The 16,145-nt window shown below is 48.4% G+C and carries 15 protein-coding genes; 2 read left to right on the plus strand and 13 right to left on the minus strand.

Annotation, left to right across the window (positions count from 1 at the left end; all coding sequences use genetic code 11):
• Nucleotides 1–172 precede the first annotated feature (172 nt).
• Nucleotides 173–754: a hypothetical protein gene (locus tag ACDJ58_RS19660; protein WP_413372517.1), complete on the plus strand. Its 582-nt coding sequence runs from the start codon at nt 173–175 to the stop codon at nt 752–754.
• 329 nt (nt 755–1,083) lie between these two features.
• On the opposite strand, the gene ACDJ58_RS19665 is transcribed toward ACDJ58_RS19660, so the two are convergent.
• The 4 genes from ACDJ58_RS19665 to ACDJ58_RS19680 all read right to left on the minus strand — a co-directional run bounded on the left by ACDJ58_RS19665 (nt 1,084) and on the right by ACDJ58_RS19680 (nt 6,242).
• Complete coding sequence (locus ACDJ58_RS19665) at nt 1,084–1,371, minus strand: stage VI sporulation protein F (RefSeq protein ID WP_413372519.1); 288 nt, start codon at nt 1,369–1,371, stop codon at nt 1,084–1,086.
• 114 nt (nt 1,372–1,485) lie between these two features.
• Complete coding sequence (recG, locus tag ACDJ58_RS19670) at nt 1,486–3,531, minus strand: ATP-dependent DNA helicase RecG (protein WP_413372520.1); 2,046 nt, start codon at nt 3,529–3,531, stop codon at nt 1,486–1,488.
• A gap of 10 nt (nt 3,532–3,541) precedes the next feature.
• Nucleotides 3,542–4,405 (minus strand): DegV family protein, encoded by an 864-nt coding sequence (locus ACDJ58_RS19675; protein WP_413372522.1) that lies wholly within the window; start codon nt 4,403–4,405, stop codon nt 3,542–3,544.
• A gap of 28 nt (nt 4,406–4,433) precedes the next feature.
• Nucleotides 4,434–6,242, minus strand: coding sequence for a DAK2 domain-containing protein (locus ACDJ58_RS19680; RefSeq protein ID WP_413372523.1), 1,809 nt, complete (start codon nt 6,240–6,242; stop codon nt 4,434–4,436).
• A 642-nt stretch (nt 6,243–6,884) separates the two neighbouring features.
• Between ACDJ58_RS19680 and rpmB the strand changes: the two genes are divergently transcribed.
• The gene (gene rpmB, locus ACDJ58_RS19685) at nt 6,885–7,073 is read left to right on the plus strand and encodes a 50S ribosomal protein L28 (protein ID WP_024631107.1); all 189 of its coding nucleotides are present in this window, start codon (nt 6,885–6,887) and stop codon (nt 7,071–7,073) included.
• Nucleotides 7,074–7,269: 196 nt separating this feature from the next.
• On the opposite strand, the gene spoVM is transcribed toward rpmB, so the two are convergent.
• The 9 genes from spoVM to fmt all read right to left on the minus strand — a co-directional run bounded on the left by spoVM (nt 7,270) and on the right by fmt (nt 16,142).
• The gene (spoVM, locus tag ACDJ58_RS19690) at nt 7,270–7,350 is read right to left on the minus strand and encodes a stage V sporulation protein SpoVM (protein WP_019424875.1); all 81 of its coding nucleotides are present in this window, start codon (nt 7,348–7,350) and stop codon (nt 7,270–7,272) included.
• Between the two features lie 167 nt (nt 7,351–7,517).
• On the minus strand, nt 7,518–7,769 hold the full coding sequence (locus tag ACDJ58_RS19695; RefSeq protein ID WP_053784311.1) for a hypothetical protein: 252 nt from the start codon (nt 7,767–7,769) through the stop codon (nt 7,518–7,520).
• A gap of 2 nt (nt 7,770–7,771) precedes the next feature.
• The gene (rpe, locus tag ACDJ58_RS19700) at nt 7,772–8,431 is read right to left on the minus strand and encodes a ribulose-phosphate 3-epimerase (protein WP_053784310.1); all 660 of its coding nucleotides are present in this window, start codon (nt 8,429–8,431) and stop codon (nt 7,772–7,774) included.
• Nucleotide 8,432: 1 nt separating this feature from the next.
• Nucleotides 8,433–9,350, minus strand: a complete 918-nt coding sequence (gene rsgA / locus ACDJ58_RS19705; protein WP_053784309.1) for a ribosome small subunit-dependent GTPase A — start codon at nt 9,348–9,350, stop codon at nt 8,433–8,435.
• Between the two features lie 62 nt (nt 9,351–9,412).
• Nucleotides 9,413–11,620 (minus strand): Stk1 family PASTA domain-containing Ser/Thr kinase, encoded by a 2,208-nt coding sequence (pknB, locus tag ACDJ58_RS19710; protein ID WP_413372525.1) that lies wholly within the window; start codon nt 11,618–11,620, stop codon nt 9,413–9,415.
• Nucleotides 11,617–12,393 (minus strand): Stp1/IreP family PP2C-type Ser/Thr phosphatase, encoded by a 777-nt coding sequence (locus ACDJ58_RS19715; RefSeq protein WP_413372526.1) that lies wholly within the window; start codon nt 12,391–12,393, stop codon nt 11,617–11,619. The genes pknB and ACDJ58_RS19715 overlap by 4 nt, the downstream gene beginning before the upstream one ends.
• Before the next feature lie 7 nt (nt 12,394–12,400).
• Nucleotides 12,401–13,441 carry a 23S rRNA (adenine(2503)-C(2))-methyltransferase RlmN gene (gene rlmN / locus ACDJ58_RS19720; protein WP_301244211.1) on the minus strand — a complete coding sequence of 347 codons (1,041 nt, stop codon included), beginning with the start codon at nt 13,439–13,441 and terminating at the stop codon, nt 12,401–12,403.
• A 230-nt stretch (nt 13,442–13,671) separates the two neighbouring features.
• Complete coding sequence (gene rsmB / locus ACDJ58_RS19725) at nt 13,672–15,192, minus strand: 16S rRNA (cytosine(967)-C(5))-methyltransferase RsmB (protein WP_413372527.1); 1,521 nt, start codon at nt 15,190–15,192, stop codon at nt 13,672–13,674.
• The gene (gene fmt / locus ACDJ58_RS19730; RefSeq protein ID WP_413372529.1) at nt 15,189–16,142 is read right to left on the minus strand and encodes a methionyl-tRNA formyltransferase; all 954 of its coding nucleotides are present in this window, start codon (nt 16,140–16,142) and stop codon (nt 15,189–15,191) included. The genes rsmB and fmt overlap by 4 nt, the downstream gene beginning before the upstream one ends.
• Nucleotides 16,143–16,145 lie beyond the last annotated feature (3 nt).

The raw sequence follows: 16,145 nt of genomic DNA on the forward strand, positions 1-16,145 counted from the left end.
CATTAATAGCTACGAGCCCTTTTTTTGTTAAGAATAAAGAGTGATGAGACTAATTTTCTGTTTAGCTATACTTGCGAAATTATAATGAACTTATCAAGAGTTCTCTCCTATTAGAACTGCCTTATAATCAACATGCTTCGTTTAACTCGTATTCCAAGGAGGAACTTCTTTAATGAAAAATCTCTCTTGTGGTATTTTATCTCTATGTTTAATTGGAGCCTTACTTCTTTCTGCATGCGGAAAATCAGACGACTATAACACCCTTTCTAATAGCGAAAAACCAAGCAATACAACAAGCAAAGCCCCTTCAACCAACATTACACCAACAAACATTGAAAGTCTGATTGGGCCAGCAGAGATTGAAGAAATTAAGGACATCACAGCGGCCGAATTTAAGAAAGGCGTCAATATTAATTTCGACAAATATAAAAGCAGCTTCTTTGACGAAAAGATTATCTCCAAGTTAAGTAACAATCTCGAAGCGGTTGTAGAGAACAACGAAGAAAAGTTTAAACAGAATCTGAATAAACAGTCTTTGGAATCCATCAGAGAAGGCTTTTATTACAAAAACACAGCCGACCAATTCATGTTCTATGAGTTGGACCTTTTAGAAAAACTCGATCATCCAGAACAAATTAGAGTAGGCGTGCGCTTTGTAAGAAAGTCCTCAGACGGGAGTATTGAGAATCAAGGCATTACCTACTTCTTTACTAAAAACGAAAAAGGTGAGTGGGGTATTGAAAATATAGATTAAATCCCACTTTTTCTTGACTCAAACAACTAAAAGGGCGGTCCATAAGTCATCTTCCTGACTTATGGACCGCCCCATCCACTAAAATTACTTCATACACATTCGATGTAATTTGGTTTTTTATAAAGTGAACTCCCAGTTACACAGTAACGGAGAGGACAGAAAAAACCTGAAGAAGCGAAGCGTGCGCCTTTATCCCCGGATTTTACCCTTTGATAAAGGGAATTCAAAAAAATCCGGGGATAACAGCGCTCGGAAGGTTGTTCTGTCATCGTAGTGCCCCGTGTAAATGAAACTGTTTCATTTTATACCACCCAACAGACATTGAATCCCTACCTAAACATGCCCCACAGCTTAATCAAATGAAACGTATTGTTCGGATCGATCTTCTGCGCGAGAACAAAAGCAACGAATTGTTCCTCCTGAGCCGCAGAAAAATTCTCATTCAAAATGACCGACGACGACTTGACCAGCCTTCTCACCTTGGCCTTATCCTGCAAATCGGACTTGGTGACCCCATCTATCAACTTTTTGATACGCTCTTTGACAGCGGGATTTTTCATCTTCGTTTTGATCCGCTCCACCAGCTGCGGACTGATTCCATATTGTTGGTAACCCAAAACGTACAGCACCTCCTGAATAATGAACTCACTTCTTATTCATATGACAGGAGGGCCTGTACACTTGACATTTTCCCACGGAAAATGTGGAAAACCACACATCCACAGCCCCAATCAATCGATCAAATCACCCTGGAATACTTGCTGCTGCTGTAAAAAGTCACGTAAAGGGGCGTAGTCGACAGACGTCCAGAAACTCGCTTCCGCAATAAGGCTGGAGACGTCATCTCGCGCCTGCTCCAATATGGCAAAATCCGCAACCATGTCGGCAAGACGGAACTCGGGTAATCCACTTTGCTTGGTGCCAAAGAAATCTCCCGGTCCCCGCAGATCCAGATCTCGACGGGATACTTCGAACCCATCTTCGGTTTCCGTCATGACCTTCATACGCTCCTGCCCAACCTCCGTCTTGGGGTCAGCAATCAGCACACAATAGGATGCATGAGCGCCTCGACCAACCCGGCCACGAAGCTGATGCAGTTGCGACAGACCGAACCGGTCCGCATCCATAATGACCATCAGCGTTGCGTTAGGTACATCGACCCCGACCTCCACAACCGTTGTAGAGACCAGAAGCTGAATATCGTTGCTGTAAAAGTCACGCATCATCTCTTCCTTCTCGCCAGCCGTCATCCGTCCATGCAGCAGACCTACACGGTACTTCGGAAAGTTCTGCTGCATCTGGATATGCAGGTCAATTGCATTCTGTACATCCAGCTTCTCCGACTCTTCAATGAGCGGGCAGATCAGATAAGCTTGGCGTCTCTGGTCCACTTCTCGCGAAATAAATCCAAGTACTCGGTCCATCATGTCATGCTTGACCCAGTACGTCGAGATTGGAATTCGTCCCTTTGGACGTTCCGAGATGGTGGATACTTCAATATCACCAAAAGCCGTAATGGCTAGTGTTCGTGGAATGGGTGTCGCCGTCATCGTTAACACGTCCGGGTTGTACCCTTTACGCCGCAAAATGCTGCGCTGATTTACACCGAAGCGATGCTGTTCATCCGTAACGACAAGACCCAGATCGCGGAAAAATACATCCTCCTGTATCAGAGCGTGTGTACCCACGACGATATCGATCATGCCCATCTGCAAGGATGCAATCAGATCTTTGCGCTTGCGTCCATTCACACTGCCCGTTAACAGCCCCACAGTTACGCCAAAAGGTTCAAACAGCTTTTGCAGTGATCGCATATGCTGTTCTGCCAGAATCTCCGTAGGGACCATCAGAGCACCCTGAAAACCGGAACGAACTGTCGTATACAGGGCAATCGCCGCAATAACCGTTTTACCTGAGCCCACATCTCCCTGCAGCAACCGATTCATCGAATACGGTGAACGCATATCATGCAGAATTTCAAGCTCTACTTTCTTCTGTGCATCCGTCAGTTCAAATGGCAAACTGCGAACAAACTCCCGAATCGTCGTATTATCCGTTGTGTGCACTACACCATCCATGCGATCCCGATTCAATGCTCGATAAGCCTGCATCTTGAGTTGAAACAAAAATAGTTCCTCATACACCATCCGCTGTCTGGCCTGCTGGCCTTCCCGGTTATCCTGCGGACGATGAATCCCGGCAATCGCCTGTTTGCGAGGCATGAATCCATATTTCTTCATTAGTGACTGAGGCAGAATTTCGGGGATCATTTCCCCGAATTGGACTAACCCCTGATTAATCGTTTTGCGCATCCAGGACTGCGTAAGCTTACCGGTTACCGAATACACAGGCTGCAGCGTGCCCGATCGTCCTTCCCCTTTATCCGGGAATTCCGAATCCGTTACGGTCATCTGCATACGTTTCTGTTCCCATTTCCCCGTAATGACAATCTCCCGGTTGGGCGTAAGCTGCTCCTTCAGAAAATGCCGATTGAACCAGGTAGCTGAAATCATCCATTCTTCCGTCATCACCTTACAGGTGAGGCGTGACTTTTTGCCATAACGCTGCAAAACCGGGATACCCATCACTTTACCCTGTACAGTGATTTTATCCCCATCCTTCACTTCGCTAAGCGAACGCAGGCGATAATCCTCGTAACGGAACGGATAGTATTCAAGCAGGTCTTTTACAGTAGAGATGCCAAAGGCGTGAAGCTCTCCCTCTTTGAGAGCACTCACGCCGCTAATTTGTTTAACCGATATTTCTTCCCATTTCATGTCTAATCCCTCATTCCGGAACAGGCCACATAAAGATGGCAATTACGCCAGGCCCAACATGGCTGCCAACGACGGCCCCAATATTGGTATATACCACTTCATTCAGTGTAAAATGCCCGCGTAATTGCTCTGCACAAGCGATCGCTGATCCGGGGTCTGCGGTATGACCTACCGCGAGATTAACACGTTGACCCGCCAGATCCTGCTGAAACAGCTCAATAATGCGTGCCATGGCTTTTTTGTGACCTCTGACTTTCTCCACTGCGTAAATAACGCCTTCCTCATCAATGGACAAGATCGGTTTGATATTCAGCAGTGTCCCCAAAATGGCCGCAGCCTTGCCAATCCGACCGCCTTTCTGCAAATACTCCAATGTATCTACGAGAAAGAACAGCTTGCGGCTCTGCTGCATGGCTGCTACAGCCGCAGCGATCTCCGCAGCGGATTTGCCTTGTTCGGCAAGCTCGGCAGCCTGTACGACCAATAAACCATATCCATAGGATGCAGACTTCGAATCCAGTACCGTTATATCACCCTCGCGTTCCAGCAACGATTTGCCGAGCAGTGCCGATTGATAGGTACCACTCATGCCGGAAGACAAATGAATCGATACAATGGACCGTTCCGGGTCCTCATCCAACAGTGTGTTATAGATACTCATAAAGTCGGTAGGAGAAGGCTGTGAGGTTGTAGGCAGCACAGATACTTTCTCCAATTTTGCATAGAACTGTTCCGAAGTCAGATCAACGCCGTCTGCATAAGCTTCTTCCCCGAACAAAACACGTAGTGGAACAACATGAATCCCGTATTTACGGATCAGTTCTTCCGGTATATCTGCCGTGCTATCGGTTACGATCGCAACCTTGTGGCTCATGAGATCCCCTCCTCTTTGCTTAAGTGCTTCAGGACTCTACAGAGAACAAATAATAATAAACCGGCTGTCCTCCAAGATGCACCTCTACCTCAGCATCAGGATATTGTTCTTCAAGCCATGCGACAAGCGCAGCGGTAATCTCAGGGGTAGCCTCGTCCCCTTCAAGGATGGTCACCACTTCATCTCCGCTCTCCATCATCTGTTGCAGCAGGCCTTCACATGCGTGCAGCATGCTTTCGTCCGTTGCTACGATCTTGGAGTTGTGGATACCGATGTAGTGTCCCGCTTTGATATCAAGCTCATCATATTGTGTATCTCTGACCGCATGAGTCACTTGACCGGACTGTACCCGACTAATCGCTTCAAGCATATGGTCACGATTAGTTTCCGCAGACTCATCCTCCTGGAAAGCAAAAGCCGCTGCCATGCCCTGAGGGATCGTCTTGCTCGGAATCACAATAATTCGACGCTCATCTTCAAGCAGCTCCCGAGCCTGTTCGGCAGCAAGTACAATATTGGAGTTGTTCGGCAAAATAAATACCTGTTCTGCCGCGATCGAACGCACCGCTTTCACAAAATCTTCCGTGCTCGGATTCATCGTCTGTCCACCAGACAGAACAACATCCACGCCGAGACTCTGGAAAATCTCCGCAATACCGTCACCGGAAGATACCGCGATAAAACCATATGGTGCCATCTCATCTGCTGGGAGCACAGCTTTTTCCACGCTACGCACCGCTTCAGGCGGAATCTCTGCGAACAGCTCAGGCGAAGGTGCAATGTCCATGCCTGCAGTCAGCAGATCACGATGCTGCTCACGCATATTCAGAATGTGAATTTGTGTAATTTCTCCATAACGGAGAGCCAGGTTTAATACATCCCCAGGTGTCTTGGAATGCACGTGAACCTTAATTACTTCATCATCAGCAATTATAATGATGGAATCCCCGTTAACTGACAACGCTTTCCGGAATGCTTCATCATCAAATGCAACACCTGCGTTCTCTCCAAGCTCGCGGTTAATAAAGAACTCCATGTCATATAGAAACTCAATATCTTCCGTTTCCAATCGCGCTTGGGCAGACATTGGCATCTCCGGCACGATTACCTGCTGTGCAGGCTTCGCAGAAACCACTTCTGACGGTGCAGCCGGTTTCAATGCAGATGCCGCTACGGTTGGTTGTACGTCTCTCTGGAAGGATGTACGACTTGCCCCGTCCGTTTGCAACAGAACGTCCATAAAGCCTTCGTAAATATATACAAGCCCCTGACCGCCTGAATCCACAACACCGACCTGTTTCAATACAGGCAGCAATTCCGGAGTCATTGCCAGTGCTTCTTTTGCTTTTAACAATACTTCATTCATTAATTCAGTTATATCATTCGTCCGTCTTGCGTAGTAGCTGGCATGTTTCGCCGCTTCCTTGGCTACGGTAAGAATGGTCCCTTCAACGGGTTTCACTACGGCTTTATAAGCTGCGTCCACACCGTTCTGCAGGGCTGCGGCGAACTGGAGTGTATTCAGTTCCTCATAAGGAGCAGCTGAACGACTGAATCCGCGGAACAATTGCGATAATATTACTCCGGAATTCCCCCGTGCGCCCATAAGCAGGCCTTTTGATAAAATACCGGCAGCTTCTCCGATGGAGGCAGAACTCTTGCGTTTAATCTCTGCGACTCCTGCACTCATTGTCAAATTCATGTTCGTTCCCGTGTCGCCATCCGGCACAGGGAAAACATTCAGGGAATTGACGTGCTCTGCATGCTGTCCAAGTTGTTCCGCTCCGGCAAGTACCATTGCGGTGAAATCTGTTCCATTTAAAGAACGTATACTCAAGTGAGAATTCCCCTTCCTAGCTTGATACACGAACATCTTGCACCAAGATGTTATCTGGTCTGTTCATGCGCAAACGCTTATCGCGTTATTCTTCGTCCATACCTTGTCCGGCACAGGCATATAATACATAATGTCAGCCGGATTAACGGTCTGGGCGGCCGGGCAACCGATATCCTGCAATTGCTCTGTAACCCCTAATTCGGGGCATACGGATATGCACCGGTATCAAGAGCCGGCATGAATGCCGCATGGAGACTGGTGCCAATGATGGAATGCCGCAGCTCACAGCGTTGCCAAAAAAGCAGACCACCGACCTTTAAGGCCGGTTTTTTCTCCGGCTTCCCCGCGGCAACAGCCTGTTCACCACTGTATTATGGACTATTCAACATTGTACTATATTAGACAGGAGAAATAAATAAAGTTTTTGGATCAGTTGACGAAGCTTTTTTCAATATGATATTATATTCAAGTATTGTTTTATGCAGGTTTAGTAATGGAAATAATCCGGCTATGCCGGCTTGAACAACGCCATTAGCTACTGGAACCTGACCACAGCGGTCAGGAAGAACAATTTAGCCCGTCTGGAATGACATTCGTGTCTCCTTAGGGCAACTGGTTATTTTAGGATAGGAGGTGTAATCTATGTCTCGCAAATGTTATGTGACAGGTAAGAAACCGGGCACCGGTAACCACGTATCCCACGCTAACAACCGTAACCGTCGTTCTTGGGGCGTAAACGTTCAGAAGGTCCGCATTCTCGTGAACGGTAAACCAAAACGTGTATACGTAAGCACCCGTGCACTGAAAGCCGGTAAAGTGACTCGCGTATAATCACGCAAAGCTACTATAAATCGGGTAAGCAAAAAGCACCTTGTTCCTTGCAGGTGCTTTTTTGGTATTCAGAAATAAAATCATGAATACACACATCAGCATGTGAATGGCCGCCGCATGGCGCTTCGCAGGTCCGAATTCCAGATGATCCTGTAGCCAAAGCGGCGGTATTCGCCAATGGAACCTTTTAATCATGTCAGTTCTTTTGAAACGTATTAAGAATCGCCTTTACAAACCCTCCCAAAAACTTCGGCAGTTTGAATGTGTAAAATTTCATACTTCACCCTCCCCATCATGCTCATGCATCCGCCGTATCCTATGCTCCAGGCCTTCCTTGCCTTAAACACGACAAAAAAGGCTACATGAGAAACCTGCTCATGTAACCATATTTATGCGGAACCCTTTGTCCCTATTCCACAATGACGAGCCTGGTTATCAGGTCATTTAGGTTTGGGTAGGAATATATTGATAGACAGCGATCATGAATACACTCAATAAGTAATACAGTATGCTGAATATCACAAAAGTAACCCGAAGTCCTGTACGGTCAAATTTGCGGAAGTACATAATGACAACACCAACCCCGATCAATGACGTAATCGCATTGTATGGGGATTGAATAACCGCAAACAAAGCAAGCACCAGTCCCGTAACGAGACTCGCAGCCATTGTCCACAGCGTTTCCTTGAGGCTCATGCTCAGCCTCCGTAACTACTGCGAATTTCGGCAATCGCGGCAGCGCGATCTTCACGTCCAAATACAGCACTTCCCGCAACGAGCACATCCGCTCCAGCTTCAACCACAAGCGGAGCCGTGTCGGCAGCAATACCGCCATCCACTTCAATATGCACGTCATGACGTCCTTTTTCGTTCAACCAGCTACGAATTTGCTTGATTTTGTTCATCGTGCCAGAGATGAAAGCCTGTCCACCAAAACCGGGATTTACGGTCATGACAAGCACCATATCCACATCGTCCAGCACTTCCTGAATAGCACTCGCGGGAGTTCCCGGATTAAGAGCAACCCCTGCCTTAACTCCCTGTTCCTTGATCAGATGAATAACCCGGTGCAGATGCACACAAGCCTCGGCATGAACCGTAATAACAGCCGCGCCAGCTTTCGCAAATTCCTCCACATAACGTTCTGGGTTCTCAATCATCAAATGCACATCAAGTGGCAAGCTTGTATGTGGAGCGATCGCTTTTACAATCGCAGGTCCAAGCGTAATATTAGGGACGAAATGACCGTCCATGACATCAACATGAATCCAGTCTCCGCCAGCAGCTTGGGCTTCCGCCACTTCCGCGCCGAGACGGGCAAAATCCGCAGATAAAATAGATGGGGCAATTTTAATCATATTAATACCTCCGCTTTTTGTCTTTCATTTCTGTAAGGAATTGTTCGTAATGCTTATAACGGCTTTCGGAGATCATTCCCTCCGCCTTGGCTGCAAGCACCCGGCAACCTGGTTCGTGCGTATGGGTACAGCCTCGGAACTTACACTGATCCGCATATTGAGCGAACTCCCGGAAACAAGTGGATAGTTCCTCCACACCAATCTCCAGAAAGTCCAGTTGGCTGAATCCCGGCGTATCGGCGACAAAGCCACCATTATCCAGCGGTATGAGCTCCACGTGCCTGGTGGTGTGTTTCCCTCGGCCAAGGCGCATGCTGATTGCACTGGTCTCCAGGGTCAGACCTGGCATCAAGGCATTCAGCATCGAAGATTTACCCACACCGGATTGCCCGGAGAATACGCTAATCTTGCCGGCAAGACGCTCCTTGAGCAGTTCATTACCTTCACCAGTTCGTGAACTGGTAGAGATAACTTCATATCCAATTTGCTCGTACAAAGCCTTTACTTCAGCCACTGTATCCCGGGCATCGTTTTCTGGATCAGCCAGGTCCTGCTTCGTGAGCACAATCAGTGCATCCAGTCCGGCTTGTTCGATATGTACCAGGAATTTGTCTAACAGATTGAGATTCATGTCCGGTTCCTTAACGGAAAATAACAGAACAGCCAGACTTACATTGGCAACAGGTGGACGAATTAACTCCGTCTCACGTTTTCGAATCTCATCTACTGTTCCTTCCCCGTTCTCTGTCAGCATATAGCCGACTCGGTCACCCACAAGCGGTGAGGTACCCCGTTTTCTGAAGATGCCTCTGGCCCGGCATTGAACGGCGGAGCCTTCAACCGAAGGCACCCCGCTGTCTTCCAGTGGCATGACATAATAGTAACCGCTTAGCGCTTTAACGATGATACCTTCTGGCATAGCTCCGTCGCCCTCCTTTAATTTACAGTACATTTACCTTGAACGTCGGCAATAAGCCGCCCTTATGGACGGCTTGATGCGTTAACGACTTCCTTTTTCTTATCTTTTCCCTTGGCGAGACCATTTCCGTTCTTCATCGCAGAAGTATCTGCCTCGCCATTTTCCCCTTCACCCTCAACAGGTGTATCCGGTTCACCTTCCTGTTGTGTATCCACGGTGCCTTCATCACCACCACCGCCTTGTTCAGGCTCCTCCGTTGTTGGAGGCGGCTCTGCACCCTTCTCGGGCTCAATGGTAGGCACAACTACCGTTCCATTTTTGGCATCACTGTAGGACACCAGATACGTATCCAGGAATTGTCCATCCCGGTAAACAGAGACAACACCATCGACGTTTGGAGCCAGAATAAGCGGAATCGTCAGCATTTGGGCAGACTTGATTGTCCGGGTTCCCCATTCCTGACTTTTGCCACGAGCATCCTCGAAAGTAATTCGAATTTTGCTGCTCTTTCCTTCTTCTTTTGGCGAAACGTTAATGTTATAGGCGTAGTTCAATGCCTCTGGCGGATATCCTGTACTAATGAAAATGGTAATTTTATCACCCGGATTCACGTCTGTACCGGCTTCCACAGGCCATTGCTGTGTCACTTTGCCTTTATCTACGGTGTAACTCGACTCTTCCTGAACCTGAGCAAGGATTAGCCCGGCGGATTTGAGCATACTCTCCGCCTCACTTCGAGTACGGTTTTTCAAGTCCGGCATTTTTATTGTTTCGGAGCCTTTGCTCACTGTCAGAACAATCTGAACCTCTGCCGGATCGTATTCTACATTCACCCCAGGAGTTTGGGATAGAACCGTCCCCGCAGATTTATCATTCGAGAACTCTTCTTTACGCTGAATCTGATCCTCTTTGATATCCAGTCCGGTGAGTTGTTTGACCGCCTCATCGTATGAAAGATCTTTGAGATCAATCATCTTCGACAGTGCTTTTTCCGCCCCAACACTCAGCTGGACCTCAGAGCCTTCTTTGACGATATCGCCTTCATTCCTGCTCTGATCGAACACAATGCCCGGATCAACGCCTTCCTTGTACTCCCGGATGACATTATCACTGACAACAAGCCCGTTGTCCTGCAACATTTGACGTGCCTTTTCTTCGGTCTGACTCACAACATTGGGCACCTTCACATCAGGCACAACAAGCATGCCTTTCACGTACCACACAACTCCAACCATGGCGATAAGAATAAGCACTGTCAACGAGATCAGCAGCGCTGGCTTCTTCCAGTTCTTTGTTTTTGGTTTGCCCTTGTTGTTATCTTCGTCAGACTCCATCACGGGTATAGCACCTGTGGATGTAACTCCACGTGGCTCCGGCTTAATCGCCGGCATAACACGGGTCTGATCGATATCATCCTCATCCGGAAAATCAATCTTCGATTCATTACGTCTTTCCGGCATCAGGCAGGTTTCCAGATCCGTCTGCATTTCTTTAGCGGATTGATAACGCTCCTGCGGGTTTTTGCGCATGGATTTCAGAATAACGTTCTCCACGCTTTGCGGGATAAGCGGATTGAATTTGCGCGGTTCATCAAACTCTTCCTGCAAATGCTTCAAAGCAACGCTAATTGGACTCTCTCCCAGGAACGGAAGCTGCCCAGTCAGCATTTGATAGAGTACAATACCAAGAGAATATAAGTCCGACTTCTCGCCAGTCACGATGCCTTTGGCATGCTCAGGGGAGAAGTAATGTACGGAACCGACCACCGAGCCGGTCTGTGTAATCGTTGTGGACGTAACCGCACGGGCAATCCCGAAATCCGTTACTTTCACACGGCCATTACGACCAATCAATATATTATGGGGTTTGATATCCCGATGAATGATCTGATTATGATGTGCATGATCGAGAGCATCTGCAATCTGGGAGGCGATTCGAACGGCCTCGTCCACCTGCAGAGGCGCCCGTTCTTTAATAATTTCATTCAGGTTTTTGCCTTCAACATACTCCATGACAATATAATGAACTTCATCTTCCTGTCCTACATCATAAACACTAACTACGTTAGGATGTGACAGCGAAGCTGCTGATTGTGCTTCTCTGCGGAAACGGCGAATAAACTCTTCGTCATGCACAAATTGCTGCCGTAACACTTTGATGGCAACGTTCCGGTTGAGCAACAGATCCTGGGCCTTATACACAAGAGCCATGCCGCCACCGCCGACACGTTCGATCACTTCATAGCGTCCGCCTAGCTGGTGCCCAATCATGACTCACACCCCGTTTCCGATATCACGGAACCTTCCTTTTGCAGTTCGAATAATGCCACCGTGATATTATCATCTCCTCCAGCAAGCAAAGCTAGCTGAAGCAAGCGATCAGCCCGATCTTCCAATGCCAGTTCCAGATTACCTGCGACCTGAATGATCTGCTCATTGCTGACCAGATTACTAAGCCCATCACTGCACAGGAGAAGAACTTCGCCTTCTTCCAACTTGACGGTATCCAGATCGACCTTCACTTCAGCGTCTGTCCCAAGTGCACGTGTCAGCACATTGCGACGCGGATGATGAGAGACATCTTCTTTGCTGATCTGACCATTTTTGAACAATTCATTGACCAATGTATGGTCCTCGGTCAACTGGATGACATGTTTGTTTGCAATTTTGTATGCTCTGCTGTCACCGATGTGACCAATAACGCCTTCCGTATCATTCAATAATGCCGCAACCACGGTGGTTCCCATGTTATGGTAATTATCATCCGAGGAGGCAGTACGGAAGATCACTTCGTTGGCATGCAAAATAGCATCGCTCAATGCGGCTGACAAAGACGCATGTGAAAGACCCGGCTCAAGCGTTCCCAGATCCTGCACCAACGTCTCTACCGCCAGGCGGCTCGCTGTATCTCCTGCAAGATGTCCGCCCATACCATCGGCAACAATACCCAGAATATAACCTGTATCGAGATTTCGAATCCAGGCTGAATCTTCATTCACCGAACGCACCCGTCCGATATGGCTCACATGAACTGTTTTGATCAAAACGTTCTCACCTCAACTCCATATGCTTTGCACGAAGCTGACCGCAAGCGGCAGCAATATCATGTCCCTGTTCACGACGAATGGTTACATTAACACCCTGCTCCGAGAGAATCTTCTGAAAATTAAAAATGTCGCTTCTGGATGTTCTTACGTACTTGCGCTCAGGTACATGGTTGACCGGAATCAAGTTCACGTGGCACAGCATGTTCTTAAGCACGCCTGCCAGTTCTGCCGCATGTTCCGGCTGATCATTCACACCACCGATAAGTGCGTACTCAAACGTAATTCTGCGACCCGTTTTAGCCAAATAATAACGCAACGACTCCATTACATCCTCAAAAGGAAAACGGCGGTTTACCGGCATCAATTTGGAACGCAATGCATCATTTGGCGCATGGATGGAGATCGCCAGGTTAATCTGCGTATCTTCATCAGCAAACTTGTAGATGTTCGGTACGATTCCACTTGTGGACACCGTGATATGGCGCTGACCGATATTCAGCCCTTTTTCGTGAATCATAATACGCAGGAACGTCATTGTTGCTTCATAGTTCTCAAAAGGCTCACCTGAACCCATGATTACGATGCTGCTGACCCGCTCACCGCGTTCATCCAAAATTTTCTGGGCTTGCACAACCTGAGCAACAATTTCGCCAGCTGTAAGGTTACGTTTGAGTCCACCAAGCGTGGATGCACAGAACGTGCAACCAATCCGGCATCCAACCTGTGTTGTTACACAGATGCTGTTACCATAGTTGTGCTTCATGATAACTGTTTCGATCGCATGATCATCATGCAGACCAAACAGGAATTTCACCGTTCCATCCTTGGATTCAAACTTCGTAATTTCAGTAAGTGTAACGAATTCAAATTGTTCAGTCAGCTTTTCACGCAGCGCTTTGGACAGGTTCGTCATTTCACTGAAATCATTCACACGTTTCACATAAATCCAGTCGAAGATCTGACCACCGCGAAAAGCCGGCTCCCCGTTCTCAACAGCCCACTGTTGCAGCTCCTCCAGGGAATAATCATATATAAAAGGTTTCATTTTGTTGTCAACACCTATTCCTTCTTTTCTTTTCATTCTTCCTATTCTATCACAAAGACCACTTTACATCCATGTATACCCTTGATGCCTGTACTTCATGCATTATAACACCTCAGTGCCTGCATCGCATCCTATCATCACTTTTTACTGATGTTTGACCGCGAGGCTAATCACAAAGAAATCCGCCGAAGTTCCCCTCGGCGGCTATCCTTCAGTGCTCTATTAAACTGTTAATCGGCTATCCTTGTCAACCTGGCAATGAAAAAGCCATCACTGTGAGCGTACTGTGGCAAGATCTGCACACCACCGTTCACAACCTTCCAATCGGCTGTTTCCATACCAGACCAGGCAGAGTCTTCAGCCGCCTTGTATTCGGGATGCCGATCCAAGAAGTCAGCGACCCTATGCTCGTTCTCCGCCGGCTCGATTGTACACGTACTATACACCAGAATACCACCCGGCTTTAATAACGGTGCAACCCGATCCAGCAGTTCACGTTGCAGATTGGAGATATCGTGGATATCTTCCGCAGTTTTGGTCCATTTGACATCCGGCTTGCGGCGAATAACACCCAGACCGGAACATGGCGCATCCAGCAGAATGCGGTCAAATGATGCCTCCGGATAACGCTCATCCAGATCAAGCGCATCACCTGTCACAGCATCAATGCAGCTGAGTCCCAGACGATCTGCCTGATCCATGATCAACTGACGTTTGTGAGCATGTACATCATTGGCCACAATCCGTCCACGGTCCTGCATTTTCTCCGCCATATGGGCTGTCTTTCCGCCGGGAGCTGCACAGCAGTCCAGTACAGTCTGACCTTCTTCAGGCCGAACTGCCTCGGCTACAAGCATGGAACTTTCATCTTGAACGGACAGCAGGCCATCCCGATACCAGGACGTAAGTGCCATGTTGCCACCACTACGAACGAGAATACCGTCCGGACTAAGCCGGGAAGGTTCCACGATCGCCCCCGTGCTCTCCATCTCTTGCATCAGTTTCTCACGTGTAGTCATTGTCGTGTTCACACGAACACTAACCGCAGGCGGTTCATTATTTGCACGACAGATCGCTTCCGCTGTCTCTTCGCCATATTGGCTGATCCAGCGTTCGACCATCCACAGCGGGTGTGAATGCTCCAGTGAGATACGTTCAGCTGCAGGCAAATGTTCGGGAATGTGCAGTTCATCACGATTACGAATCATGTTTCGCAGAACGCCATTCACCATACCGGAGATGCCCTGATGACCCAATTTCTTAGCCAAATTAACGGCTTCACTCACCACCGCGTGTTCCGGAATACGGTCCAGATATAACATTTGGTACACGCTGATGCGCAGCAGGCTGCGAACCCAAGGTTGCAGCTTGGATACACCTTTGGCTACATAGCGTTCCAGAAAATAATCAAGGGTATTCCGTCTTGCGATCGTACCATAGACCAACTCTGTAGCTAGTCCAGCATCTGCCGGACTTAGTTCGGCCTCTTTCAGACGCCGGTTCAGCTCAAGGTTGCTGTATGCTCCTTCTTGCTCAACGGCGCTGAGTACCTTTACGGCGAGTGCACGAGCAGATGTTTTGGGCCGCTCCGAGCGTGATGCACCATTGCCCGAAGCTGGGGATGCAGATGAATTTCCTGCACGACCCGATTTTCCCGAGTTCGGACGACGTTGGTTTCCTCCGCGCCCGGAGGCATTTCCTGCGACTTTATGACCATTTCCTGATGGACGGCCCGGTGTATTTCCGCTCATTGCAGCACCGTTCCTGGTTTCAGGGTACCACCGCGAGCAAAGTCAGCAGCTTGCATTACTTTTTTGCCTGCGGGCTGAACCTCAGTAAGCCAGAGAGAACCGTCACCTGTGCGAACTTCAATGCCGTTTTTGCCCAATTGTAACACCGTTCCCGGCTCAGCTTGTCCAGCATCCGAAGACGTGAGCACATCCGCCTGCTCCGGATTTGCTGCTGCCCAGACCTTGAAGACCTGCTCATCCCACATCGTAAATGCACCCGAAAATGGCACAAGACCGCGAATCTGATTGAACAATTCACGCGACGTGCGATTCCAGTCCATCTTCTCGTCATCCCGAGTCAGATTACGTGCATACGAAGCTTCAGCTTCATCCTGTGGGACAGCCGTTGTTTCGCCTGCAACCAGCCGCGGCATTTCTTCCTGAAGCAATTTGGAACCCGCTTCACTGAGCTTTACAAACATGGACCCTGATGTATCTTCATCCGTAATCGCCACTTCCACACGTGAGATCATATCTCCCGTATCCAAGCCTTCCGCCATAAACATCAGTGTAACTCCCGTCACCGACTCTCCATTGATAATGGAACGTTGAATCGGGGCACCACCGCGATATTTTGGTAAAAGAGAGCCATGCACGTTCACACAACCACGAACGGGCATATCCAGCACCGCTTTGGGCAGAATTTGCCCAAAAGCCGCAGTCACAATCAGATCCGGTTTCCATTCAGCCAATCGGGCCACCGCTTCTGGAGCACGCAGTTTCACTGGTTGAAATACAGGCAGGCCGTGGCGTTCTGCCGCAGCCTTGACTGGTGTTGGCGTAAGCACCTTTTTACGGCCCTGTGGTTTATCCGGCTGTGTCACTACCCCAACCACGTTATATCCCTCGGCAATAAGCATATCGAGAGACGGAACTGCAAATTCAGGTGTTCCCATAAAAACAATATTCAAATC

This window comes from Paenibacillus taichungensis, from assembly GCF_047302525.1.
Lineage (GTDB): Bacteria > Bacillota > Bacilli > Paenibacillales > Paenibacillaceae > Paenibacillus > Paenibacillus taichungensis_B.